General features: G+C 41.8%; 25 protein-coding genes and 1 pseudogene. 15 read left to right on the forward strand and 11 right to left on the reverse strand.

The window, feature by feature from the left end; all coding sequences use genetic code 11:
* The first annotated feature begins 4 nt into the window (after nt 1-4).
* The 7 genes and pseudogenes from EKB01_RS00385 (at nt 5) to EKB01_RS00415 (ending at nt 7,359) form a co-directional block, all read left to right on the forward strand.
* Entirely contained in the window at nt 5-1,066 is a 1,062-nt protein-coding gene (locus EKB01_RS00385; RefSeq protein WP_167265227.1) for a site-2 protease family protein, read from the forward strand.
* 1 nt (nt 1,067) lies between these two features.
* The gene (locus EKB01_RS00390; RefSeq protein ID WP_167265229.1) at nt 1,068-1,493 is read left to right on the forward strand and encodes an NUDIX hydrolase; all 426 of its coding nucleotides are present in this window, start codon (nt 1,068-1,070) and stop codon (nt 1,491-1,493) included.
* A 9-nt stretch (nt 1,494-1,502) separates the two neighbouring features.
* A complete protein-coding gene (locus EKB01_RS00395) occupies nt 1,503-2,948 on the forward strand; it encodes a HEPN domain-containing protein (protein ID WP_084949006.1) in 1,446 nt (481 codons plus the stop codon).
* A gap of 4 nt (nt 2,949-2,952) precedes the next feature.
* Nucleotides 2,953-3,903 (forward strand): 50S ribosomal protein L11 methyltransferase, encoded by a 951-nt coding sequence (gene prmA, locus EKB01_RS00400; protein WP_084647665.1) that lies wholly within the window; start codon nt 2,953-2,955, stop codon nt 3,901-3,903.
* Between the two features lies 1 nt (nt 3,904).
* A complete protein-coding gene (locus EKB01_RS00405; protein ID WP_167265230.1) occupies nt 3,905-4,648 on the forward strand; it encodes a 16S rRNA (uracil(1498)-N(3))-methyltransferase in 744 nt (247 codons plus the stop codon).
* Between the two features lie 10 nt (nt 4,649-4,658).
* On the forward strand, nt 4,659-6,455 hold the full coding sequence (gene pepF / locus EKB01_RS00410; protein WP_167265232.1) for an oligoendopeptidase F: 1,797 nt from the start codon (nt 4,659-4,661) through the stop codon (nt 6,453-6,455).
* A gap of 73 nt (nt 6,456-6,528) precedes the next feature.
* Nucleotides 6,529-7,359: pseudogene (locus EKB01_RS00415) on the forward strand (DUF2785 domain-containing protein).
* Nucleotides 7,360-7,397: 38 nt separating this feature from the next.
* Here the strand turns inward: EKB01_RS00415 and EKB01_RS00420 are convergent.
* Complete coding sequence (locus EKB01_RS00420) at nt 7,398-8,162, reverse strand: (S)-acetoin forming diacetyl reductase (RefSeq protein WP_000048148.1); 765 nt, start codon at nt 8,160-8,162, stop codon at nt 7,398-7,400.
* A 253-nt stretch (nt 8,163-8,415) separates the two neighbouring features.
* Here EKB01_RS00420 and EKB01_RS00425 point away from each other — a divergent pair, with 253 nt between their 5' ends.
* Nucleotides 8,416-9,084: an MIP/aquaporin family protein gene (locus tag EKB01_RS00425; RefSeq protein ID WP_096422628.1), complete on the forward strand. Its 669-nt coding sequence runs from the start codon at nt 8,416-8,418 to the stop codon at nt 9,082-9,084.
* Between the two features lie 57 nt (nt 9,085-9,141).
* Here EKB01_RS00425 and queF read toward each other — a convergent pair whose 3' ends face one another.
* The 7 genes from queF to EKB01_RS00460 all read right to left on the reverse strand — a co-directional run bounded on the left by queF (nt 9,142) and on the right by EKB01_RS00460 (nt 12,688).
* Nucleotides 9,142-9,633, reverse strand: coding sequence for a preQ(1) synthase (queF, locus tag EKB01_RS00430; protein WP_000082579.1), 492 nt, complete (start codon nt 9,631-9,633; stop codon nt 9,142-9,144).
* A 17-nt stretch (nt 9,634-9,650) separates the two neighbouring features.
* Nucleotides 9,651-10,367, reverse strand: coding sequence for a 7-carboxy-7-deazaguanine synthase QueE (queE, locus tag EKB01_RS00435; protein ID WP_007521137.1), 717 nt, complete (start codon nt 10,365-10,367; stop codon nt 9,651-9,653).
* On the reverse strand, nt 10,360-10,803 hold the full coding sequence (gene queD, locus EKB01_RS00440) for a 6-carboxytetrahydropterin synthase QueD (protein WP_084852496.1): 444 nt from the start codon (nt 10,801-10,803) through the stop codon (nt 10,360-10,362). The genes queE and queD overlap by 8 nt, the downstream gene beginning before the upstream one ends.
* Nucleotides 10,803-11,456 carry a 7-cyano-7-deazaguanine synthase QueC gene (gene queC / locus EKB01_RS00445; RefSeq protein WP_084873424.1) on the reverse strand — a complete coding sequence of 218 codons (654 nt, stop codon included), beginning with the start codon at nt 11,454-11,456 and terminating at the stop codon, nt 10,803-10,805. Before queC ends, queD begins: the two co-directional genes overlap by 1 nt.
* Nucleotides 11,457-11,658: 202 nt before the next feature.
* Nucleotides 11,659-11,973 (reverse strand): thioredoxin, encoded by a 315-nt coding sequence (trxA, locus tag EKB01_RS00450; RefSeq protein WP_001029581.1) that lies wholly within the window; start codon nt 11,971-11,973, stop codon nt 11,659-11,661.
* A 15-nt stretch (nt 11,974-11,988) separates the two neighbouring features.
* On the reverse strand, nt 11,989-12,210 hold the full coding sequence (locus EKB01_RS00455) for a DUF4649 family protein (RefSeq protein ID WP_000570267.1): 222 nt from the start codon (nt 12,208-12,210) through the stop codon (nt 11,989-11,991).
* A gap of 97 nt (nt 12,211-12,307) precedes the next feature.
* Nucleotides 12,308-12,688, reverse strand: a complete 381-nt coding sequence (locus tag EKB01_RS00460; RefSeq protein ID WP_000221644.1) for a MarR family transcriptional regulator — start codon at nt 12,686-12,688, stop codon at nt 12,308-12,310.
* Nucleotides 12,689-12,884: 196 nt separating this feature from the next.
* Here EKB01_RS00460 and EKB01_RS00465 point away from each other — a divergent pair, with 196 nt between their 5' ends.
* On the forward strand, nt 12,885-13,259 hold the full coding sequence (locus EKB01_RS00465) for a CidA/LrgA family protein (protein WP_000781325.1): 375 nt from the start codon (nt 12,885-12,887) through the stop codon (nt 13,257-13,259).
* Complete coding sequence (locus tag EKB01_RS00470; RefSeq protein WP_167265234.1) at nt 13,256-13,951, forward strand: LrgB family protein; 696 nt, start codon at nt 13,256-13,258, stop codon at nt 13,949-13,951. Before EKB01_RS00465 ends, EKB01_RS00470 begins: the two co-directional genes overlap by 4 nt.
* A gap of 31 nt (nt 13,952-13,982) precedes the next feature.
* Here EKB01_RS00470 and EKB01_RS00475 read toward each other — a convergent pair whose 3' ends face one another.
* From EKB01_RS00475 to EKB01_RS00485, 3 genes are read right to left on the reverse strand one after another with little or no spacing between them, the layout of a single operon-like run.
* Nucleotides 13,983-14,711, reverse strand: coding sequence for a hypothetical protein (locus EKB01_RS00475; RefSeq protein WP_167265236.1), 729 nt, complete (start codon nt 14,709-14,711; stop codon nt 13,983-13,985).
* A 15-nt stretch (nt 14,712-14,726) separates the two neighbouring features.
* The gene (locus EKB01_RS00480) at nt 14,727-15,422 is read right to left on the reverse strand and encodes an ABC transporter ATP-binding protein (RefSeq protein ID WP_033584369.1); all 696 of its coding nucleotides are present in this window, start codon (nt 15,420-15,422) and stop codon (nt 14,727-14,729) included.
* A gap of 4 nt (nt 15,423-15,426) precedes the next feature.
* Nucleotides 15,427-15,792: a GntR family transcriptional regulator gene (locus EKB01_RS00485; protein ID WP_167265239.1), complete on the reverse strand. Its 366-nt coding sequence runs from the start codon at nt 15,790-15,792 to the stop codon at nt 15,427-15,429.
* A gap of 140 nt (nt 15,793-15,932) precedes the next feature.
* On the opposite strand from EKB01_RS00485, the gene nrdR reads away from it, so the two are divergent.
* Genes nrdR through der form a run of 5 tightly spaced genes read left to right on the forward strand, consistent with a single transcriptional unit; the run spans nt 15,933 to nt 20,501 of the window.
* Nucleotides 15,933-16,406, forward strand: coding sequence for a transcriptional regulator NrdR (gene nrdR / locus EKB01_RS00490; protein WP_001203678.1), 474 nt, complete (start codon nt 15,933-15,935; stop codon nt 16,404-16,406).
* Nucleotides 16,407-17,570: a DnaD domain protein gene (locus EKB01_RS00495; protein ID WP_167265241.1), complete on the forward strand. Its 1,164-nt coding sequence runs from the start codon at nt 16,407-16,409 to the stop codon at nt 17,568-17,570.
* The gene (gene dnaI / locus EKB01_RS00500; RefSeq protein WP_007521157.1) at nt 17,571-18,467 is read left to right on the forward strand and encodes a primosomal protein DnaI; all 897 of its coding nucleotides are present in this window, start codon (nt 17,571-17,573) and stop codon (nt 18,465-18,467) included.
* Nucleotides 18,464-19,177 (forward strand): NADPH-dependent oxidoreductase, encoded by a 714-nt coding sequence (locus tag EKB01_RS00505; protein WP_007521159.1) that lies wholly within the window; start codon nt 18,464-18,466, stop codon nt 19,175-19,177. Before dnaI ends, EKB01_RS00505 begins: the two co-directional genes overlap by 4 nt.
* Before the next feature lie 13 nt (nt 19,178-19,190).
* Nucleotides 19,191-20,501, forward strand: a complete 1,311-nt coding sequence (der, locus tag EKB01_RS00510) for a ribosome biogenesis GTPase Der (protein WP_061419629.1) — start codon at nt 19,191-19,193, stop codon at nt 20,499-20,501.
* The last annotated feature ends 169 nt before the right edge of the window (nt 20,502-20,670 follow it).

A 20,670-nucleotide genomic window follows, 5' to 3' on the forward strand; every position in this document is an offset into this window, starting at 1 on the left:
GTATATGAAGAAGATAGTCTTGTCTTTTATTTCTGGTCTGTCCTTTGTTTTTTTGATACTGGGATTTGTTTTTGGAACGATTGCCTTTAAAGAGTTAGATTTTTCTTTAGTCTTTGTTCTAGGTTATCTATTTACTTTTTTCAGCATTTATCTGATATTTATCCTTCATGAGCTAGGTCATGCATTTTGCGGTTACCTGACAGGCTATCGCCTGGTGGCTTTTGGATTAGGAAACTTTCTCTTGACCAAAAAGTCAGGCAAGTTTCATCTGAGTCGAACAGCCGTTCTGAAAAATGTTGGTGCTCAGTATATTGGATTAAAAGAAGATGAAAGCGACCAAAGAATCATCCTGATGCTTGCAGGAGGCTTGATGGTTCATCTTGGCTTGATTTTATTGGCGCTATTGTATGGAATTTTGACAGCTAACTGGTATTTTGCAGCTACTTGGATTTGTCTAAATCTATCTTTTCTTCTCATCAATGCAAAGCCAGTTGGGATTACCGATGGAGCGAAAATCTGGGAATTGCTACAACACCCTGAAAATACCAAATACGCCTACTCAGTGTTGAGGCATTCTGCCCAGACCTTGCTAGCTCCTCAAGAATATGATTTGAAAGACTTTATCATTCCTGTTGATGAGGATGCGAGAGGGAGTTTTGCAGAAAGTATTCAGATTTTTCAGGGACTGGTTTTCATATTCGATAGTCAGATAGAGACTGCCAAAAAACATTTTCAGTTTTTATTAGATAAAACAGACAATCCGATGTCTCAAACTCTTTCCCAATTATACCTTCTTCAAATTGCCTTGCTTGAAAGGGATCATGAGAAAGCAGAGGAATATGCAAGTAATCGAGGAGTCAAGTCCTTCTTGTCTCTAAAAATGGCAGATACGCAGATAATGCAAGCCTGGTATCAATTTCTGGTAAAGAAAGATATGGATCAGACTGACAAGGCTATAAAAATTGCTAGACAAAACATGGTGACCAGCCGTTTGGTGCGGGATGAGAAACGTTATTATGAAAACTGGTTAGCAGAGTTGGAGAAAGAATTATCCGAAGGAGTCTGATATGGAAATAGAAATTTCTGATTTTACAGGTTGCAAAATTGCCCTCTTTTGTGAGGATAGGATTTTAACTATCTTGCGTGATGATAAGGCAAGCATTCCTTGGCCCAATATGTGGGAATTGCCAGGTGGCGGACGAGAAGGTGATGAAAGTCCTTTTGAGTGCGCGGCGCGTGAAGTTTACGAAGAACTAGGAATTCATCTGATTGAAGATTGCCTGCTTTGGAGTAAGGTGTACCCAAGTATGCTTTTTGAGGGGAAGGAATCCGTCTTTCTAGTGGGAAAGTTGACTCAGGAACAGTTTGACAAGATTGTCTTTGGTGATGAAGGGCAGGGATATAGACTGATGAGCATTGAGGAATTTCTTAGCTCAGATAAGGTTGTGCCCCAGTTGCAGGATAGGGTGAGAGATTATTTGGAGGAAGAGTAACTACAAGATATGAGTAAATTAACATATAAGTCATATTCATGGGATAAAGAATTTGAAATCAAAGGTTATTTTTCTGAGGATAAATCAAAAGTAGTTGATCATGAAGCAAATAGTGGAATTTTGACATACTCACCAAACGAAATTATATTAGAAATTTTTGGTGAATTTTCTAGTGATGACGAAATAATTACTGATTTTGGGGACCCTATAGATAAAATTTATGGATTTGATTCTCATGGAAAGTTATTGATATTAGAATCTTACGGTAGTCCATTTGGAACAGAGAATATTCCAGGTTTCCCAATAAGAAAGTATAGAATCAAAAATTTTAAAATTTTTGATATTGATTATCAATTATTTCCAAATAAGAATAATTTCAAAGAGTTGATAGTTGAATTGATTGACGAATTGGAAGATACCAAAGTCCAGTATTACCAATTCTCTTTTGATCATATAGAAGATTGGATTGGCAAATCAATTGTAAGTGCGAAACGTGATCTCAAACAACGAAATTTTAATATTGCTGTCAACATTTCTGACTATCAATCTACGGAAATTTTGATAAAATCAGAAAATTTAAAGTTTGAAGATGTGGCTGGCTACACTTTTTCATATGATGCATTAAGCTTAGAACAATTTTATAAAATTCGTTTATCCTCTTCTAAAAATGAAAAGGTTTCTTTACAGAAATGCTATGAGGCTTCAAGAAGAATTAAGCAATTAGTTGAGATGTTGTCTAAAAAACCTTTGTCTTTTCTAACCATTGAATTTCTATGTAAAAAACGTCAGGATAACAACTGGCCTATAATTAAAGGGAAGTATTTTGTACAACATTCAAGAAAAAGCATTAAATGGGATAAGCATGAGCTACACAAAATTTCGCTTAATAAATTAGGCGACAATTTTGAAGCTATTATAAATAATTGGTTCGATAAAAGTGAGCAATTAGAATTTATTGTTCGAAGTTTTACAGCCAATTTGCATGGTGCTCCTTATCTTGAAGATAGTTTTATAGATTCTATTCGCAATTTAGAAGTATTTGCTAGAAATTTTCGAGGTGAACAACGAGTTGATATTTCTAAAGAAGAAGATATAAATAAACAAAGAGTTTTTGATTTTATTAATAAAAATATTGATGATTGTTTTAAAAAAGTCTTTAGAAATAGGTTGAAATATCAGAGACAGGATAGTGACTTGAGAAAGAAATTACTGGATTTATTTTCTAATGTTCTTGGAAAAATAGGGAAGAATAAACTTACTGAGGCCTCCATTTCTAGTATTGTTAAAAAGTTGTATGACAGTCGTAACTACTATATTCATGGAGATGAGAAATCAAAATATAAAAATCTAGTGACAGATTTCAATGAAATGTATGAACTTCGTACATTGTGTCAAGAGGTATTACGTTTCTACATATTTCAGGAACTTGGATTAGAATATGATGAGGAGTACTAATAAAATGGAAACATGGCAAGAGTTAAAAGTTACAGTGAAGCGTGAGGGGGAGGAGTTGGTTTCCAACCTCTTGATTGAGCTAGGAGCGCAAGGTGTTGCGATTGAAGATAGCATGGACTATGTGGGGAATGTGGATCGCTTCGGCGAGATTTTCCCAGAAGTCGAGCAACAAGAAGAAATCGTGGTGACCGCATACTATCCAGATACGGTTGATGTGGCAGTGGTTGAGGCAGATTTGCAGGCTCATTTAGCAGAATTGACAGACTTTATGGATTTGGGAGAGGTCAAGATGGGCACGACTGCCTTGGCTGAGGAAGACTGGGCTGACAACTGGAAGAAATACTATGAACCAGCTCGCATTACTCATGACTTGACCATCGTGCCGTCTTGGACGGACTATGAGGCGACTGCGACAGAAAAGATTATCAAGCTGGATCCTGGTATGGCCTTTGGTACGGGTACTCATCCAACGACCAAGATGAGCCTCTTTGCCTTGGAGCAGGTTCTTCGTGGTGGCGAAACGGTGCTAGATGTGGGTACTGGATCAGGTGTCCTTTCTATTGCCAGCTCACTTCTTGGTGCCAAGGAAATTTTTGCTTACGACCTAGATGATGTGGCAGTTCGTGTTGCTCAGGAAAATATTGAGCTCAATCCTGGCATGGAAAATATCCATGTAGCGGCAGGAGATTTGCTTAAGGGGGTTGAGATTGAGGCAGACGTGATTGTGGCTAATATCTTAGCGGATATTCTCATTCATTTGACAGACGATGCCTATCGTTTGGTCAAGGATGAAGGCTACCTCATCATGAGTGGCATTATCAAGGACAAGTGGGATATGGTGCGCGAGTCAGCTGAGTCAGCTGGATTTTTCCTTGAAACCCACATGATTCAAGGGGAATGGAATGCCTGTGTCTTTAAGAAAACCAAGGATATTTCAGGTGTGATTGGAGGCTAGCATGCAACAGTATTTTGTCAAGGGCAGTGCAGACTCTCCTATCACCATTGAGGACAAGGAGACCAGCAAGCATATGTTTCAGGTCATGCGGCTGAAAGAAAATGATGAAGTAATCTTGGTCTTCAATGATGGTATCAAGCGCTTGGCGCGCGTGCTGGATGTGGAAGCCCGTCAGTTTGAATTGGTAGAAGAATTGGCTGACAATGTGGAACTGCCAATCCAAGTGACCATCGCATCTGGATTTCCCAAGGGAGACAAGCTGGAGTTCATCACTCAAAAAGTGACGGAACTGGGTGCTAGTCAAATCTGGTCCTTTCCTGCCGACTGGTCGGTCGCCAAGTGGGATGGCAAGAAATTGGGCAAGAAAGCCGAAAAACTAGAAAAAATCGCCCTTGGAGCAGCAGAACAAAGCAAGCGGAATCTGGTCCCAAGTATCCAGCTTTTCGAGAAAAAAGCAGATTTTTTAGCGCAACTAGACAAATTTGACTCTATCGTAGTGGCCTATGAAGAATCAGCAAAAGAAGGAGAAGCCGCTGCGCTCTTACAAGCAGTTGCTGGTCTTGAAAAGGGAGTAAAATTGCTCTTTATCTTTGGTCCAGAAGGTGGTCTCTCACCAGCAGAAATTGAAAGTTTTGAAGCTAAAGGAGCCGTCTTGGCAGGCCTTGGTCCTCGGATTTTGCGAGCAGAAACAGCGCCACTTTACGCCTTATCAGCCCTTAGTGTTTTAGTAGAATTAGAGAAATAAGAGGAAGAAAATGGAACAAAAACATCGTTCAGAATTTCCAGAAAAGGAACTTTGGGACTTAACAGCCCTATATCAAGACCGTGAGGATTTCTTGCGTGCAATCGAGAAAACGCGCGAAGACATCAATCAATTTAGCCGTGACTACAAGGGCAATCTTCACACTTTTGAGGATTTTGAGAAGGCCTTTGCGGAATTGGAACAAATTTATATTCAGATGAGCCATATCGGCAATTATGCCTTTATGCCTCAGACGACAGACTATAGCAATGAAGAGTTTGCTAATATCGCCCAAGCTGGGATGGACTTTGAGACAGACGCCAGTGTAGCCTTGACCTTCTTTGACGACGCCTTGGTGGCAGCAGACGAGGAAGTCTTGGACCGTTTGGGGGAATTGCGACATTTGACGGCAGCCATTCGTCAGGCCAAAATCAAAAAAGCCCACTATCTAGGGGCGGATGTGGAGAAAGCTTTGACCAATCTGGGTGAAGTTTTCTACAGTCCACAGGACATTTATACTAAGATGCGAGCTGGGGACTTTGAAATGGCTGACTTTGAAGCTCATGGCAAGACCTACAAAAACAGCTTTGTCACCTATGAAAATTTCTACCAAAACCACGAGGACGCTGAAGTTCGTGAGAAATCTTTCCGCTCCTTCTCAGAGGGACTTCGTAAGCACCAAAATACAGCTGCAGCAGCCTATTTAGCCCAAGTCAAGTCTGAAAAACTCTTAGCTGATATGAAGGGCTACGACTCAGTCTTTGATTATCTTCTGGCTGAGCAAGAAGTGGACCGTGCCATGTTTGACCGTCAGATTGACCTCATCATGAAGGACTTTGCACCAGTTGCTCAGAGATACCTCAAGCATGTTGCCAAGGTCAATGGTCTTGAAAAGATGACCTTTGCAGACTGGAAATTGGACTTGGACAGCGCCCTGAATCCTGAAGTGACTATTGATGACGCCTATGATTTGGTCATGAAGTCAGTAGAACCTTTGGGACAAGAATATTGTCAGGAAGTTGCGGGCTATCAAGAGGAACGATGGGTGGACTTTGCTGCCAATAGTGGCAAGGATTCTGGCGGTTATGCGGCGGATCCATATCGCGTGCACCCTTATGTCCTCATGAGCTGGACTGGTCGTTTGAGTGATGTCTATACCTTGATTCATGAAATTGGGCATTCTGGTCAATTTATCTTTTCAGACAATCACCAAAGCTACTTCAATGCCCACATGTCGACTTACTATGTCGAAGCGCCATCAACCTTCAATGAATTGCTCCTCAGCGATTACTTGGAGCACCAATCTGACGACCCTCGTCAAAAACGTTTTGCTCTTGCCCACCGCTTGACAGACACCTACTTCCATAATTTCATCACCCACCTCTTGGAAGCAGCCTTCCAGCGTAAGGTATATACATTGATTGAAGAAGGGGAAACTTTTGGAGCAAGCAAACTCAACAGCATTATGAAGGAAGTCTTGACGGACTTCTGGGGAGATGCCATTGAAATTGACGATGATGCAGCCTTGACTTGGATGCGTCAAGCTCACTACTACATGGGCTTGTATAGCTACACATACTCAGCAGGCCTTGTTATCTCTACTGCAGGTTACCTCCATCTGAAAAACTCTGAAACTGGAGCTAGAGACTGGCTCAATCTCCTCAAATCAGGTGGTAGCAAGACACCACTTGAGTCAGCCATGCTTATCGGAGCGGATATCTCAACAGACAAACCACTTCGTGATACAATTCAGTTCTTGTCAAACACAGTTGACCAGATTATCTCCTACAGTGCTGAGTTGGGAGAGTAAAGAGGATTTAGGATAAGGATATGAACAGAGAATGGCTTTTTGATAAGTTGCTAGAAATGTAGAGGTATTGACCATGTATCAAGAGTTACTCAGAAAAATAGCAGAAGAAAAACCGAGCTATCGTCAAGAAGAACTCCAGTGGTTACTTGATCACTTAGGGGATCCCAATCCAGAGATTCGTGATGAATTGGTTTTTACTAGTTTGGCTAGAGGGATTCAGGAATAGCTATTTACACAGGATCAATTTCATTTCATTGCTGAAGTGGTCTCATCTGATGGAGGACTAGATAAAGAGATTGATAAGATAGGCCTGTCAACACTTGAACGTTCTTTTAGGGCGCTTATTTATGCAAATCTTTTGTCTGCGGATGCCAACCAGCAATCGATTTTCTATCAGAGATTAAAAGCAGAAATTAGTAATGTTCTTTTAAATCAAGGCTTGCACTATCTTTCAAAAGAACAGGATACAACAGGTTCTTCAAGTCAGTATGGTTGGGTTCACGCTTTTGCGCATGGAGCGGATTTATTGACTGAAGTCGTTTGTCATCCAGATTTTCCTAAAAACAGAGCCCATGAAGTATTTGATGTACTTGGTCAATTATTTAAAAGAATTACCATTCGTTTTACAAATGATGAGGATTGGCGTTTAGCGAGAGTGATCTATGAACCTATTTTACAAGGGAAGTTGGAGCAAGAGCAAGTAGCCTCTTGGATAAAAACTGTTGATTTTCCGATAGAAGAAAGGGAAGATTTTTATAAATTTTCCAACTTCAGATCCTGTTTGTTGGAAGTCTATGTTCAACTTGACCAGAGAAATAGTTTACAAGATGACTTGAAACAAGCTATTCAATCTTTTCAGTACCAGGGATTGGCAGTTATATTTATTAAAATAATGAAGCAATAAAAAAGAGACTAGAATTTTCCCAGCCTCTTTTATGTATTTTAATGGAATTGCATACCACCATCAACGATAATGGTTTGTCCTGTAATGTAGTTTGAATCTGGTCCTGCAAGGAAGCTGACAGCTGCAGCCACATCTTCTGGTTCAGATAGGCGTTTTAGGGTAATATCTTTTGCAAATGTCTGCATACCCCACTCGTCATCTTTTCCTGCATTTTTACCAACTTCATGAGCGATATCGTACATCATTGGTGTTTTAACAATACCTGGTGCATAGGCGTTAACAGTGATGCCTGAGTCTGCTAAATCACGTGCTAATGTTTGCGTAATTCCACGAACAGCAAATTTTGTTCCACCATAAACAGTTAGATTTGGATTTCCGACTACACCAGCTTGAGAGGTTGCGTTGATAATTTTACCTCCGTGACCAAGTGCCTTAAATTGTGCTTGTGCAGCTTGTGAACCCCAAATGACACCACCAACGTTGATACCGAAAGTGCGTGTAAATTGTTCCTCAGTGATTGTATCAAGAGGAGTAGTTGGAGCGACACCAGCGTTATTTACGACAACATTCAAATCACCAAAATGGTCAACAACCTGTTGAAATGCTTGGGCAACTTCAGCTTGTTTCGAAACATCGGCTACGACAGCGAAGGCATTTTCAGCTGATAATTCGGCAACAGCCTTTTCAGCTGTTTCGGGATTGTAGTCTAAGACTCCTACCTTAAAGCCATCTTGAACCAATCGTTTTGCGATTGCAAAACCGATTCCTTGACCTGCACCTGTGACAATAGCAACTTTAGACATATGATTCCTCCTTGGTATCCACGATACCATTCAAACGTTCATAAAAGAACAGCAAAGTTGTAAAAATTAGTTCAAATTAGGGATTGAATAACCTATTTGAACTATGTTGATATTATATACCTTTAGAAAAAATGTTTCAAATAAGCACTACCGTTTTTATAGAATTCTAACCTGAAATTTCCAGTCAATTTTCTTGAAACCCTTTCCTTATTTTGATAGACTAATACATAGTTTGAAAAAAAGGAGACTTATCATGAAAAAATTTGTTGCTGAATTAATCGGTACATTTATGCTTGTGTTCATCGGAACAGGAGCTGTTGTTTTTGGGAATGGTGTTGAAGGTGTTGGGCACCTTGGGATTGCTCTTGCTTTTGGTTTGGCAATCGTAGTTGCAGCTTACTCAATTGGGACGATTTCAGGTGCTCACTTGAACCCAGCGGTTTCGATCGCTATGTTTGTAAACAAACGTTTGTCATCTTCTGAGCTTGTAAACTACATCCTTGGACAAGTAGTTGGAGCTTTCCTTGCGTCAGCTGCAGTATTCTTCCTCTTGTCTAACTCAGGCATGTCAACTGCTAGTCTTGGTGAAAATGCCTTGGCAAACGGTGTCACTGTCTTTGGTGGTTTCTTGTTTGAAGTCATCGCAACTTTCTTGTTTGTCTTGGTTATCATGACGGTAACATCAGCAAGCAAAGGTAATGGCGCAATCGCTGGTTTGGTAATCGGTTTGTCATTGACAGCCTTGATCCTTGTGGGATTGAACATCACTGGACTTTCAGTAAACCCAGCTCGTAGCTTGGCTCCTGCTGTCTTGGTAGGTGGCGCAGCCCTTCAACAAGTTTGGATTTTCATCCTTGCCCCAATCGTTGGTGGTATTCTTGCAGCCCTTGTTGCTAAAAACTTCCTTGGAACAGAAGAATAATTGAAATTCAAAAAGCCTTGCTCCTCAGTTTGAGGAACAGGGCTTTTTCGTATCTGTTTAGCGGTTGTCAATTTTCTCTGGATAAAGGTCGTGTTGAAAGAGGCGTTGTTCTGCCAATCCTTCATACTTAGTTCCAGGTTTACCGTAGTTGTAGTAGGGGTCGATTGAGATGCCACCGCGCGGAGTGAATTTTCCCCATACCTCCAAATAGCGAGGGTCTAGTAGATTGACCAAGTCTTTCCCGATGGTGTTGATACAGTTTTCATGAAAATCTCCATGATTTCGATAGCTAAAGAGGTAGAGTTTGAGGGATTTTGACTCGACACAGAGCTTGTCAGGAATGTAGGAAATATAAATGGTCGCAAAGTCTGGCTGAGCAGTGATTGGGCAAAGCGAGGTAAATTCAGGACAGTTGAATTTGATGAAATAGTCATTTTCAACATGACGATTGTCAAAGGATTCGAGGACTTCTGGTTGATAGTCAAAAATGTAGTTGGTTTCTTTGTTGCCGAGGAGGCTAAGGTTTTTCATTTCTTCTTGTTGTGACATGATTTTTTCTTTCTAATTTAAACACCACGTTGGTTGTCGTAGAGGAGGGTATGAAGTTGAGGAAGGACGCGGACATTGCCCCAGCTATCGTCAGCAGCGACACGTTCCCAGAGTTCTTTGAGGCGATCTAGTTGGTCTTGGACAATATTACCCGTAGCCTTGGGCTCAGGATTTCCTGCTGATAAGAAGAGGACATCTGGCTGGTAACGTTCTTGGATCCCTTTGGCAAAGGCTAAATCGGCATCATCAAAGACAGGGATTTTAAAGGTGACCTTGTCTGGATCTAGTTGGGAAACGATAAAGTCCAAGGTTTCGAAGTTGACTTCCATCTTGGATGAAGGAGGTTTGGGACTCAGAGTGACTTGGTCGATATCTTTTAACCAATTTTGCCAGCGGGAGCCTTGGGTCTCAACAGCCAGAGTGACACCACGTTCCTTGAGTTTGGTGACCAGCTCGGCCATGTTGGCTGCTAGGATAGCAGGATTTCCCCCAGATAGAGTTACATAGTCGTAGGTCCCCAATTTATCCAAGGCAGCAATGACCTCGTCAGCTGTCATACGAGTTGGTTTTTCAGAACCATCCCAAGTAAAGGCAGAGTCGCACCAGTCGCAGTGGTAGTCGCAACCTGCAGTGCGGACAAACATGGTTTTCTGCCCAATAGCACGACCTTCACCTTGAAAGGTAGGGCCAAAAATTTCCAGAACTGGTAGTTTGAGGACACGTTCCCTAGTCATCTAACCACTCCCGTCTAAATTCTGCAAAGGCAGTCGGAGTTTCATAGAGGCGAACGTATTCCAAACGGAGACCGCGTTCGTCTGGCAACTCTTGACTCATGGTTTGGAAAATCCAGTAAACCATATTTTCAGCAGTCGTGTTCATATAAGGCAGGGTTTCATTGAGATAGCGATGATCCAAATGGGGTTCTAAGAAGTCCTTGTAGATAGCTTTGATATCTCCAAAATCGTAGGTCATGCCACGTTCATCTAAAAATCCACTAACAGCAATCTGCAGATGATAAGTGTGGCCGTGCAGGGATTTGCATTTTCCCTCATAGTGAAAGAGATGGTGGGCAGCATCGAAGGTAAACTCTTTTGAAACTAAGGTTCTGTGAGGATTGTAGACAAGAGATTCCCCAGTTTCCTGTCTGATTTCTTTGGGAGCAAAAAACATTAGCCCTCTCCTTTCTGTGAAAGATAAACATCTAAACCATGCTGACGTAGGTGGCAGGCTGGACAATCTCCACAGCCACTTCCGATAATCCCATTGTAGCAGGTCAAGGTCTTTTCACGAACGTAGTCAAAGGCACCGAGTTGGTCGGCTAATTCCCAAGTTTCAGCCTTATCTAGCCACATGAGAGGTGTTTGGATAACAAAGTCGTAATCCATGGCAAGGTTGAGGGTGACATTAAGAGATTTGACAAAGACATCCCGGCAGTCAGGGTAGCCTGAGAAGTCTGTCTCGCAGACACCTGTCACGATATCTTTAATGCCACGTTGCTTGGCAAGAACTGCTGCAAAGGATAGAAAGAGGTGGTTGCGGCCGTCAACAAAGGTATTGGGAAGCTCTCCCTCTTTTTGCTCAATTTCCAAATCAGAGGTCAGGGCATTTTCAGTGATTTGTCCCAGCAGAGACATATCTAAGATGTGATGACGAACGCCTTGTTCCTTAGCGATTTCTTCAGCAACTTGAATTTCGAGATGATGGCGTTGGCCGTAGGCAAAGGTGACGGCTTCGACTGTTTTATAGTGTTCTTTAGCCCAAAAGAGGCAGGTTGTGGAATCTTGACCGCCGCTAAAGACGACCAAGGCTGATTGACGTTTCATAGTACTCCTTCCAAAATGGGAAATGTTCAGAGCACGCAAAAAGCTCCCTTGAGGGGAGCTAAAAAATACCAAGTAGAGGTTTTTTTTAGCGATGGCATGTCCCAAACATCGTAATATTCTACCTACAGTTTAGCATATTTTTTGAAAAATGGCAAAGGGCAAGAAAAAAGAGACCAAATGAAGCACTTGGTCTCTAGTGTGATTAGCTCAATTCAGCAACGATGGCCTTGATTTGTTCTGCAGTATGAACACCTGCAACTTGTTTCACCACTTGGCCGTCTTTTTTGAAGAGAAGGGTTGGGATAGACATGATTCCAAAAGCACGAGCCGTGTTTGGATTTTCATCAACGTCCATTTTAACGATTTTCAAGACATCTTCTGAAAGTTCCTCAGACAATTTGTCCAAGATTGGACCTTGCATACGACATGGACCACACCAAGTTGCCCAGAAGTCTACCAAAACCAAACCGTCTTTTGTTTCTTGTTCAAATGTTGCATCTGTAATTGCTTTTGCCATTGTATTTCTCCTTTTTTAGTTATATTGGCTTAAATCTTGTTTCATGAGATAGAAGAAGACATCTCCATAAGTCCCATGGTAGTCCAAATCATGACCATTATAGGTCAATTTTTGAACTGGGTAATAGTCTGCGACACCGATAAGGCAAGCTTGTTGAGAACGTTCAAAGTCTTGGTAAGACTCGAACGTCATGGTTCTCTCTTGTTTGCTGGTGTCTAGATAGGTAATTTCGATCATATTAAACTCCTTTGTTCGATCTTGACTTTATTGTACTCCTTGAAAAGAGGAATGTCAAGAAAAATGATTGCGCATGCAACTTTTTTAAAAATACTCATTAAGGCAAGAAATCAAGACTGGTTTCTAATCTTTCTTCGACGGCCTTTTGTAGATAAGCCAGGGTTGTTTGTCCCTCGTCAGTCAGACAGATAAAACTGGCCCGTCTATCCTGATCGCAACATCTGCGACTAAGCAAACCGCAGTTTTTCTCTTCTAATCTAGCCACCATTCGAGAAACAGCGCTTGGGCTGAGATGGAGTTTATCTGGTAGGTCAATTTGTCGTAGAGATTTTTCTTGGGCTAGATTCAGATAGTAGAGCAGGTAAAACTCTTTCAAATTCAGCCTTTGTTCACTCTGCTGGGCAATAGTTTCTTCCAACAAGGCTTCCATTTCTTTTTGACGGCGATTGTAGTCAAACCATTTTTCTAAGTAGGTCATTACTTTCTCCTTTCTTTTCAAAGTAAAAATCACAAAATCATTACTGATTATCTTTATAACACAAGATGATTGCGCATGCAACTATTATACTACTTTTAACTAATCCTTGCAAGAAAGAAGAATTTCAATATTTCCTTGAAATTTTCTGAAAAAAGAGTAAACTGGTATGCAAGAAGTCTATTTCGTGGAGTTTAGGATGAAATTATATGTTCAATTAATGATTCTCTTTGTGATTTCTCTAATCGGTGAGGGAATCTCCAGTTTCTTTCATCTGCCTATCCCAGGCAGTATTATCGGTTTGATTATTCTCTTTCTAGCCTTACAGTTCAAGTGGCTAAGGACCAGACATGTCAATATGGTCGGGAATTTCTTGCTGGCCAATATGACCATTCTCTTTTTGCCGCCAGCAGTGGGAATCATGGAAAAGTTCGATGTGATTGCTCCCTATCTTTTGCCCATTGTCTTGATTGTCTTTTTTGCGGCTGTCATCAACATTATCCTCATCGCCCTAGTGGTTCAGTTTATCAAGAGACGGTTTGAGGGAGATTATGAGAAAGGAGATGCCAAATGAGCGAATTTGTATCCAATCCTCTGTTTGGGATTGCATTATCTATCCTAGCTTATCTAGTGGGAATGCTGGTTTACAGACGTTTTCCCCATCCTTTGACAACACCTTTGCTTTTGTCAGCAATTTTTATTATCATCCTTCTTAAGGCGACGGGTATTTCTTACCAAGATTACTACCAAGGTGGGGTTTATCTGAATAATTTGATTGTCCCATCGACAGTGGCTTTAGGGATTCCTCTTTATAAGAGTTTTCATCTGATGAAGCACCATGCTCGGAGTATTCTCTTTGGTAGTTTGCTAGCAGTCGTTGTCAATACTAGCTTCACTGCCATAGTAGCGAAAATATTTGGTATGGACTTTTTCCTAGCCATTTCTCTCTTTCCCAAGTCAGTGACAACCGCCATGGCAGTGGGAATCACAGAAAAATTGCAAGGTTTGACGACTGTGACCTTGGTCGTCGTAGTGGCCACTGGGATTTTGACCAGTGTGATTGGACCAACCCTTTTGAAGTGGTTGAAGATTGATGATCCAGTGGCTGTAGGCCTTTCCCTTGGAGGAACAGGCCACGCAGTTGGAACGGGAACAGCCTTTCGATACGGTTCTGTAGCAGGAGCCATGGGTGGCTTGGCTATCGGTGTCACCGGTATTCTCTACGTCTTTGTCAGCCCTATCGTAGCCAGTTTGATATTGAGTTAAAGAAAAACCCAGCTTTCTAGCTGGGCATTTTTTATTGCAAATTAACCTTGTTTTTCAAAATATAGTAGGTACCGAGATAGTAGATAGCTGATAAAAAGAGATCGCGTAAGATTTCTGTACCAATCATCATGTTAAAGTTATTTTCAATTCGGAAAAAGAGAGAAACATAACCAATGACGATGGCAATGACGATATAGGCTAGAATCCCCATAGCTGTTCGATACTCATTAAAGAGTTGCCCGATTGAGATGGAGAGGTAAATGGATAAAATCCATGTAATCGAACCGACAAATAGTGATAGGGCATATAGCCAGCCGTAGCTGAGGTAAGGGGAAATGAAGTTATAGAGAACAGTGAAGTCTTTTTCTATTGGTGTTAAGAAGAAGATAATCAATACACTCAGGATAAAGACGATATAGCTTAAGATGGACCAGACAAGACCTCCTAAGAGTTTTGCGATGATGATTTGGTGCTCAGAGACAGGTAGGGTCAGGGTCAAATACCCTTGGCGGTCATAAACACTCCCCTTGAATCTTCGGATGATTAAAAAGATTGTTGCAATCCAAAGAGTGACGCTGAGTCCTCCAAAGACTAGTACCAAAAAGAAGATGAAATAAACAGCATTGTTAGAATTGTAACTCTGGCTAAGACTACCAAGAAAAGTTCCAATTAAAACTGAAATTGCAAGCACAGCTCCATAGAGCGCTAAATACCATTTATTGACATTCTTAAATTCATAACGAACTAGATTCCAAAACATAATAATCTCCTTTGCTTAGGCTTTAAATTCCTGGCGGAAGAGCTGGTCAATTGATTCACCTGACTCGTAACGAATATCATCAACATTTCCTTGGCGAACGACTTTCCCGTCTTTGAGGAAGATAATCTCATCCAAGATTGGCTCAATATCTGAAATCAAGTGGGTTGAAATCAGCACCGTAGAGGTTGGTGAGTAGTTGTTGATGATGGTATTGAGGATATAATCACGAGCAGCTGGATCCACACCTCCAATTGGTTCGTCCAGAACGTAGAGGCGGGCTTCACGGCTCATAACCAAAATCAGTTGCACCTTTTCCTTGTTTCCTTTTGATAATTTCTTTAAGCGACTATTTTCATCAATGCCAAGGTCTGCAAGCAGATGTTGGGCGCGTTCAAGATTGAAATCCTGATAGAAGGTTTTAAAGTAAGTCAGGGCTTCCTTGACCTTCATCTGTTCATTGAGATAAGTCGTATCTGGTAGATAAGAGACGATCGCCTTGGTAGCAGGACTTGGATCCTGTCCGTTAATGAGGACACGTCCTTTATTTGGTTGAAGGAGGCCATTGATCAGTTTGATCAGTGTTGTTTTCCCGGATCCGTTTGGTCCAAGGAGTCCAACAATCTTTCCAGCTGAGATCTCTAGTGAGATATTGTCAAGTGCCGCAGTTGCTCCATATGATTTTGATACATTTTCAAGTGCTAGTAGTGTCATAGTCTTAAACTCCTTTAATATAGTCGCTTAATACATTTGGCAGTTCTTCTTTTTTGTAGCCAAATTGAAGCATGCAAGAGACGAAGTGTTGCAGTTGCTCCTCGGAAAGTTGTTTGCGGGACTGAACGATGAGGTCCAAATCCTCGGTGACAAAACGACCAGTTGTTCGCTTGCTATAAACGAATCCTTCACGTTCAAGGTCAGACAAGGCGCGCTGAATGGTATTGGGATTGACACCAGCCTCGCTCGCCAAATCTCTCACAGTAGGGAGCTGTTGGTTGGATTCCAGTTCATGGGAAACAATCTGTAGTTTGATTTTTTCCATAATCTGTAAATAAATGGGTTTTGTATTATCAAATGACCAGGACATCATAGTCTCCTTTCTTTATCTTTGTTGTTCTAATTAAATAATACAATAAAACAAAAAACTTGTCAAGTAAAAATAAGAATTGTTTTGGGAATTGATCAAAAAATGGTATAATGAAAAGAAAACGACAAGGAGGGAAATGCATGCGTTGTCCAAAATGTGGGGCTACCAAGTCTAGTGTTGTTGATAGTCGACAGGCCGAAGAAGGAAATACCATCCGTCGAAGACGTGAGTGCGACGAGTGTCAGCATCGTTTTACAACCTATGAACGAGTAGAAGAAAGAACGCTGGTTGTCGTCAAAAAAGACGGTACGCGAGAACAATTTTCGAGAGATAAAATCTTTAATGGGATTATCCGCTCAGCCCAGAAGCGTCCTGTGTCAAGTGATGAAATCAACATGGTGGTCAATCGTATTGAGCAAAAACTCCGTAGTCGCAGTGAGAATGAGATCCAAAGTGAATACATTGGGTCCTTAGTCATGGAAGAATTGGCAGAGCTGGATGAGATTACCTATGTTCGTTTTGCCAGTGTTTACCGTAGCTTTAAGGATGTTAGTGAGTTGGAGAGCCTGCTCCAGCAAATCACCCAGTCCTCTAAAAAGAAAAAGGAAAAATAGATGAAACCAAATGACCGTTTTTCTTTTCTAAAGAATAATCGGGTGTCGCAAGATACCTCTTCTCTGGTGCAGTGCTACCTCCCGATTATCGGTCAGGAGGCACTGAGCCTCTATCTATATACCATTACCTTTTGGGATGGTGGGCAAAAAGAACACCTCTTTTCCCATATTCTCAACCACTTAAACTTTGGCATGCCGACCTTGCTCCAATCCTTTAAAATTTTATCTGCTTTGGATTTGTTGACCCTTTATCAGAAGGAGAATGTCTATGAATTACAGCTTCATTCTCCCCTCTCCAATCAAGAATTTCTAAGCCATTCTGTCTATAGCAGATTATTAGAGAAAAAGATTGGGGATACAGCTGTTTCTGCTATGAAGCAGGTTCCAAGTGAGGGAGAAGCACTCTCTGTTTCTTTGAGCCAAGTCTTTCCAACCCTGACTGAAGAAGTGACACCAAGCGAGTCTAAAAGCAAGTTAAAAAATGATTTTGACTTGGAACATTTCCAGCAGCTGATGGCTCGAGATGGCTTGCGTTTTGAAGATGAGCAAACGGATGTTTTGGAATTGTTTGCCATCGCAGATGAAAAAAAATGGACTTGGTTTGAAACCTATCAATTAGCTAAGGCGACAGCGGTAGCTCAGGTTATTTCAGTCAAACGCATGCGTGAAAAGATTGCGCAAAAGCAGGTTTCTTCTGACTTTAACCCCAAAGAAATGACCATTATCAGGGAAGCCAAAAATAAAACACCCCTGCAATTTTTAGCCGAAATCAAGCAAACACGTAAGGGAAACATCACCCAAAGTGAAAGAGAACTCCTTCACCAGATGGCGTCTTTAGGCTTGTTGGATGAAGTCATCAATATCGTCTTGCTTTTAACCTTTAACAAGGTTGATTCGGCTAATGTCAATGAAAAATATGCTATGAAAGTCGCTAACGACTATGCCTATCGCAAGATTCGGACAGCAGAAGAGGCTGTGCTTCGGATTCGAGAGCGTCAGCAAAAAGGGCAAGAAGACCAGAAAAACAAGGCCAGCTCAACTAAGACAAATGTTCCCAAGTGGAGTAATCCAGAATACAAGAATCAAACCAGTGAGGAGACTCGTCTGGAACTAGAACGCAAAAAACAAGAAATGTTAGCCCGATTAGAAGAAGGAGGAGACTAGATGGAAAGTGTGGGTGACGTTATCAAACGTCAGACAAGTCGTTTTCAGTATCAGGACCTAGTCCAGCAGATTATGAAAGACCCAGATGTGGCGGCTTTTATCCAGAAAGAATCCCTCAGTCAAGAGGAGTTAAATCGTAGCATCTCCAAGTTCAATCAATATATCACAGAACGGGACAAGTTTCTTCGTGGGGATGCGGACTATATTGCGCGTGGCTATAAGCCTATCTTGGTCATGAATCACGGTTATGCGGATGTGTCTTATGAAGAAACACCAGAACTAATCGCAGCAGAAAAAGAGGCTGCGATTAAGAATCGTCTCAAGTTGATCAATCTACCAGCAAGTCTCAAGAAAGCGAAGTTGGCTCAGATTGACCTGGATGATCTAGGACGTTTACCGATTTTTGAGAGACTCTATTCCTTTGTTGACCTTTACCCTAGTATTCGAAAAGGACTCTATCTTTATGGAGATTTTGGTGTCGGTAAGAGTTTCATGATGGCGGCCCTGGCCCATGACCTATCTGAAAAGCGAGGGGCCTCAACGACCATTCTCCACTATCCAAGCTTTGTCATTGATGTGAAAAATGCCATCGGTGAAGGATCTGTGAAGACCTTGGTGGATGACATCAAGTTAGCTGAAGTTCTGGTCTTGGATGATATTGGTGCAGAACAGTCGACCCCTTGGGTGCGTGATGAGATTCTCCAAGTTATTCTCCAGTATCGTATGCAGGAAGATTTGCCGACCTTCTTTACTTCCAACTTTAATTTCCAAGATTTGGAAAAACATTTTGCCAAAGGAAAGAATGGAAATGATGAGACTTGGGAAGCTAGACGGGTTATGGAGCGAATCCGTTATTTGGCTGAGGAGACAAGACTAGAAGGAGAAAATCGCCGATGACAGAAACCATTAAACTGATGAAAGCTCATACTTCAGTTCGTCGCTTTAAGGAGCAAGAAATTCCTCAGGCGGACTTGGAAGAGATTTTGACTGCTGGACAAATGGCGTCATCTTGGAAAAATTTTCAATCCTACTCTGTGATTCTTGTGCGCAGTCAAGAGAAGAAAGATGCCCTATATGAACTGGTTCCTCAGGAAGCCATTCGCCAGTCAGCTGCTTTCCTACTTTTTGTTGGTGACTTAAACCGAGCTGAAAAGGGAGCCAGCCTTCATACGGACACTTTCCAACCCCAAGGAGTGGAAGGTCTCCTCATCACGTCTGTGGACGCGGCGCTTGCTGGGCAAAATACCTTGCTTGCGGCGGAGAGTCTAGGTTACGGTGGGGTTATTATCGGTTTGGTTCGTTACAAGTCGGAAGAAGTGGCAGCGCTTTTTAACCTGCCTGACTATACCTACCCTGTTTTTGGGATTGCCCTTGGCGTACCAGATCAACAACATGATGTCAAACCAAGACTGCCTTTGAAGCAAGTGGTATTTGAAGAAGAGTACCAAGAACAGCCAGTAGCAACGATTTTGGACTATGACAAAGTTCAGGCAGACTATGCTGGCACGCGTGCGACAACCTCTTGGAGTCAGCGTTTGGCAGAGCAGTTTGGCCAAGCCGAACCTAGTTCAACTCGAAAAAATCTAGAACAGAAAAAGTTATTGTAGAAAGTGAGAAAACATGGCCTTACCAACTATTGCCATTGTGGGACGTCCCAATGTTGGGAAATCGACCCTATTTAATCGGATCGCTGGTGAGCGAATCTCAATTGTAGAAGATGTCGAGGGTGTGACACGTGACCGTATCTATGCAACGGGTGAGTGGCTCAATCGTTCCTTTAGTATGATTGATACTGGAGGGATTGACGACGTCGATGCTCCCTTCATGGAGCAAATCAAACACCAAGCAGAAATCGCTATGGAAGAAGCTGATGTCATCGTTTTTGTAGTGTCTGGGAAAGAAGGGATTACAGATGCGGACGAGTACGTAGCCCGCAAACTCTATAAAACCCATAAGCCTGTTATCCTTGCCGTTAACAAGGTTGACAATCCTGAGATGCGAAATGACATCTATGATTTCTATGCTCTGGGATTGGGCGAACCGTTGCCCATCTCGTCTGTCCACGGTATCGGAACAGGGGATGTGCTCGATGCCATCGTGGAAAATCTACCAAATGAAGTTGAAGAAGAAAATCCAGACGTGATTAAATTTAGCTTGATTGGCCGTCCAAACGTTGGGAAATCAAGTTTGATCAACGCCATTTTGGGAGAAGATCGTGTGATTGCTAGTCCAGTAGCTGGAACAACGCGCGATGCCATTGATACCCATTTTACAGATGCTGATGGACAAGAGTTTACTATGATTGATACAGCTGGTATGCGTAAGTCTGGTAAAGTCTATGAAAATACGGAGAAATACTCTGTCATGCGTGCCATGCGTGCCATTGACCGTTCTGACGTGGTCTTGATGGTCCTCAATGCCGAGGAAGGTATTCGTGAGTACGACAAACGTATCGCAGGTTTTGCCCATGAAGCGGGTAAAGGAATGATCATCGTGGTCAACAAGTGGGATACCCTTGAAAAAGACAATCACACCATGAAGAAATGGGAAGAAGATATCCGTGAGCAGTTCCAATACCTGCCTTATGCTCCGATTGTCTTTGTCTCTGCTCTGACCAAGCAACGTCTCCACAAATTGCCTGAAATGATCAAGCAAATCAGCGAAAGTCAAAACACCCGTATCCCATCAGCGGTCTTGAACGATGTGATTATGGATGCCATTGCTATCAATCCAACACCGACAGACAAAGGAAAACGCCTCAAAATCTTCTATGCGACTCAAGTGGCAACCAAGCCACCAACCTTTGTCATCTTTGTTAACGAAGAAGAACTCATGCACTTCTCTTACCTGCGCTTCTTGGAAAATCAAATCCGCAAGGCCTTTGTTTTTGAGGGAACCCCGATTCACTTGATCGCGAGAAAACGCAAGTAAGTCTTGCTTGTTTTCCTATAAAAATAAATTGAAAGAAGACTTCATAGTCTTCTTTTTTCTATCTAAAAGGGGAGAAAAGAACCTGCCAAATTGGAGGAGAATCTGTCATCAAATTTCAATCATTTTCCTAGCTTTTGTAATCTATTTGTAATGAAAATGCACTTTTTTT

Source organism: Streptococcus sp. CCUG 71758 (assembly GCF_011714815.1).
Lineage (GTDB): Bacteria > Bacillota > Bacilli > Lactobacillales > Streptococcaceae > Streptococcus > Streptococcus halitosis.

What these genes read in the sequence shown, in the direction of transcription:
- EKB01_RS00385 (WP_167265227.1), top strand. Translation starts at nt 5, where the DNA reads ATGAAGAAGATAGTCTTGTCTTTTATTTCTGGTCTGTCCTTTGTTTTT.
- nrdR (WP_001203678.1), top strand. Translation starts at nt 15,933, where the DNA reads ATGCGTTGTCCAAAATGTGGGGCTACCAAGTCTAGTGTTGTTGATAGT.
- EKB01_RS00475 (WP_167265236.1), bottom strand. Translation starts at nt 14,711, where the DNA reads ATGTTTTGGAATCTAGTTCGTTATGAATTTAAGAATGTCAATAAATGG.
- queD (WP_084852496.1), bottom strand. Translation starts at nt 10,803, where the DNA reads ATGTTTTTTGCTCCCAAAGAAATCAGACAGGAAACTGGGGAATCTCTT.
- EKB01_RS00465 (WP_000781325.1), top strand. Translation starts at nt 12,885, where the DNA reads ATGAAATTATATGTTCAATTAATGATTCTCTTTGTGATTTCTCTAATC.
- EKB01_RS00495 (WP_167265241.1), top strand. Translation starts at nt 16,407, where the DNA reads ATGAAACCAAATGACCGTTTTTCTTTTCTAAAGAATAATCGGGTGTCG.
- EKB01_RS00425 (WP_096422628.1), top strand. Translation starts at nt 8,416, where the DNA reads ATGAAAAAATTTGTTGCTGAATTAATCGGTACATTTATGCTTGTGTTC.
- EKB01_RS00485 (WP_167265239.1), bottom strand. Translation starts at nt 15,792, where the DNA reads ATGTCCTGGTCATTTGATAATACAAAACCCATTTATTTACAGATTATG.
- EKB01_RS00505 (WP_007521159.1), top strand. Translation starts at nt 18,464, where the DNA reads ATGACAGAAACCATTAAACTGATGAAAGCTCATACTTCAGTTCGTCGC.
- EKB01_RS00405 (WP_167265230.1), top strand. Translation starts at nt 3,905, where the DNA reads ATGCAACAGTATTTTGTCAAGGGCAGTGCAGACTCTCCTATCACCATT.
- EKB01_RS00455 (WP_000570267.1), bottom strand. Translation starts at nt 12,210, where the DNA reads ATGATCGAAATTACCTATCTAGACACCAGCAAACAAGAGAGAACCATG.
- EKB01_RS00470 (WP_167265234.1), top strand. Translation starts at nt 13,256, where the DNA reads ATGAGCGAATTTGTATCCAATCCTCTGTTTGGGATTGCATTATCTATC.
- dnaI (WP_007521157.1), top strand. Translation starts at nt 17,571, where the DNA reads ATGGAAAGTGTGGGTGACGTTATCAAACGTCAGACAAGTCGTTTTCAG.
- der (WP_061419629.1), top strand. Translation starts at nt 19,191, where the DNA reads ATGGCCTTACCAACTATTGCCATTGTGGGACGTCCCAATGTTGGGAAA.
- pepF (WP_167265232.1), top strand. Translation starts at nt 4,659, where the DNA reads ATGGAACAAAAACATCGTTCAGAATTTCCAGAAAAGGAACTTTGGGAC.
- prmA (WP_084647665.1), top strand. Translation starts at nt 2,953, where the DNA reads ATGGAAACATGGCAAGAGTTAAAAGTTACAGTGAAGCGTGAGGGGGAG.
- queF (WP_000082579.1), bottom strand. Translation starts at nt 9,633, where the DNA reads ATGTCACAACAAGAAGAAATGAAAAACCTTAGCCTCCTCGGCAACAAA.
- EKB01_RS00420 (WP_000048148.1), bottom strand. Translation starts at nt 8,162, where the DNA reads ATGTCTAAAGTTGCTATTGTCACAGGTGCAGGTCAAGGAATCGGTTTT.
- EKB01_RS00480 (WP_033584369.1), bottom strand. Translation starts at nt 15,422, where the DNA reads ATGACACTACTAGCACTTGAAAATGTATCAAAATCATATGGAGCAACT.
- queE (WP_007521137.1), bottom strand. Translation starts at nt 10,367, where the DNA reads ATGACTAGGGAACGTGTCCTCAAACTACCAGTTCTGGAAATTTTTGGC.
- EKB01_RS00460 (WP_000221644.1), bottom strand. Translation starts at nt 12,688, where the DNA reads ATGACCTACTTAGAAAAATGGTTTGACTACAATCGCCGTCAAAAAGAA.
- EKB01_RS00395 (WP_084949006.1), top strand. Translation starts at nt 1,503, where the DNA reads ATGAGTAAATTAACATATAAGTCATATTCATGGGATAAAGAATTTGAA.
- EKB01_RS00390 (WP_167265229.1), top strand. Translation starts at nt 1,068, where the DNA reads ATGGAAATAGAAATTTCTGATTTTACAGGTTGCAAAATTGCCCTCTTT.
- trxA (WP_001029581.1), bottom strand. Translation starts at nt 11,973, where the DNA reads ATGGCAAAAGCAATTACAGATGCAACATTTGAACAAGAAACAAAAGAC.
- queC (WP_084873424.1), bottom strand. Translation starts at nt 11,456, where the DNA reads ATGAAACGTCAATCAGCCTTGGTCGTCTTTAGCGGCGGTCAAGATTCC.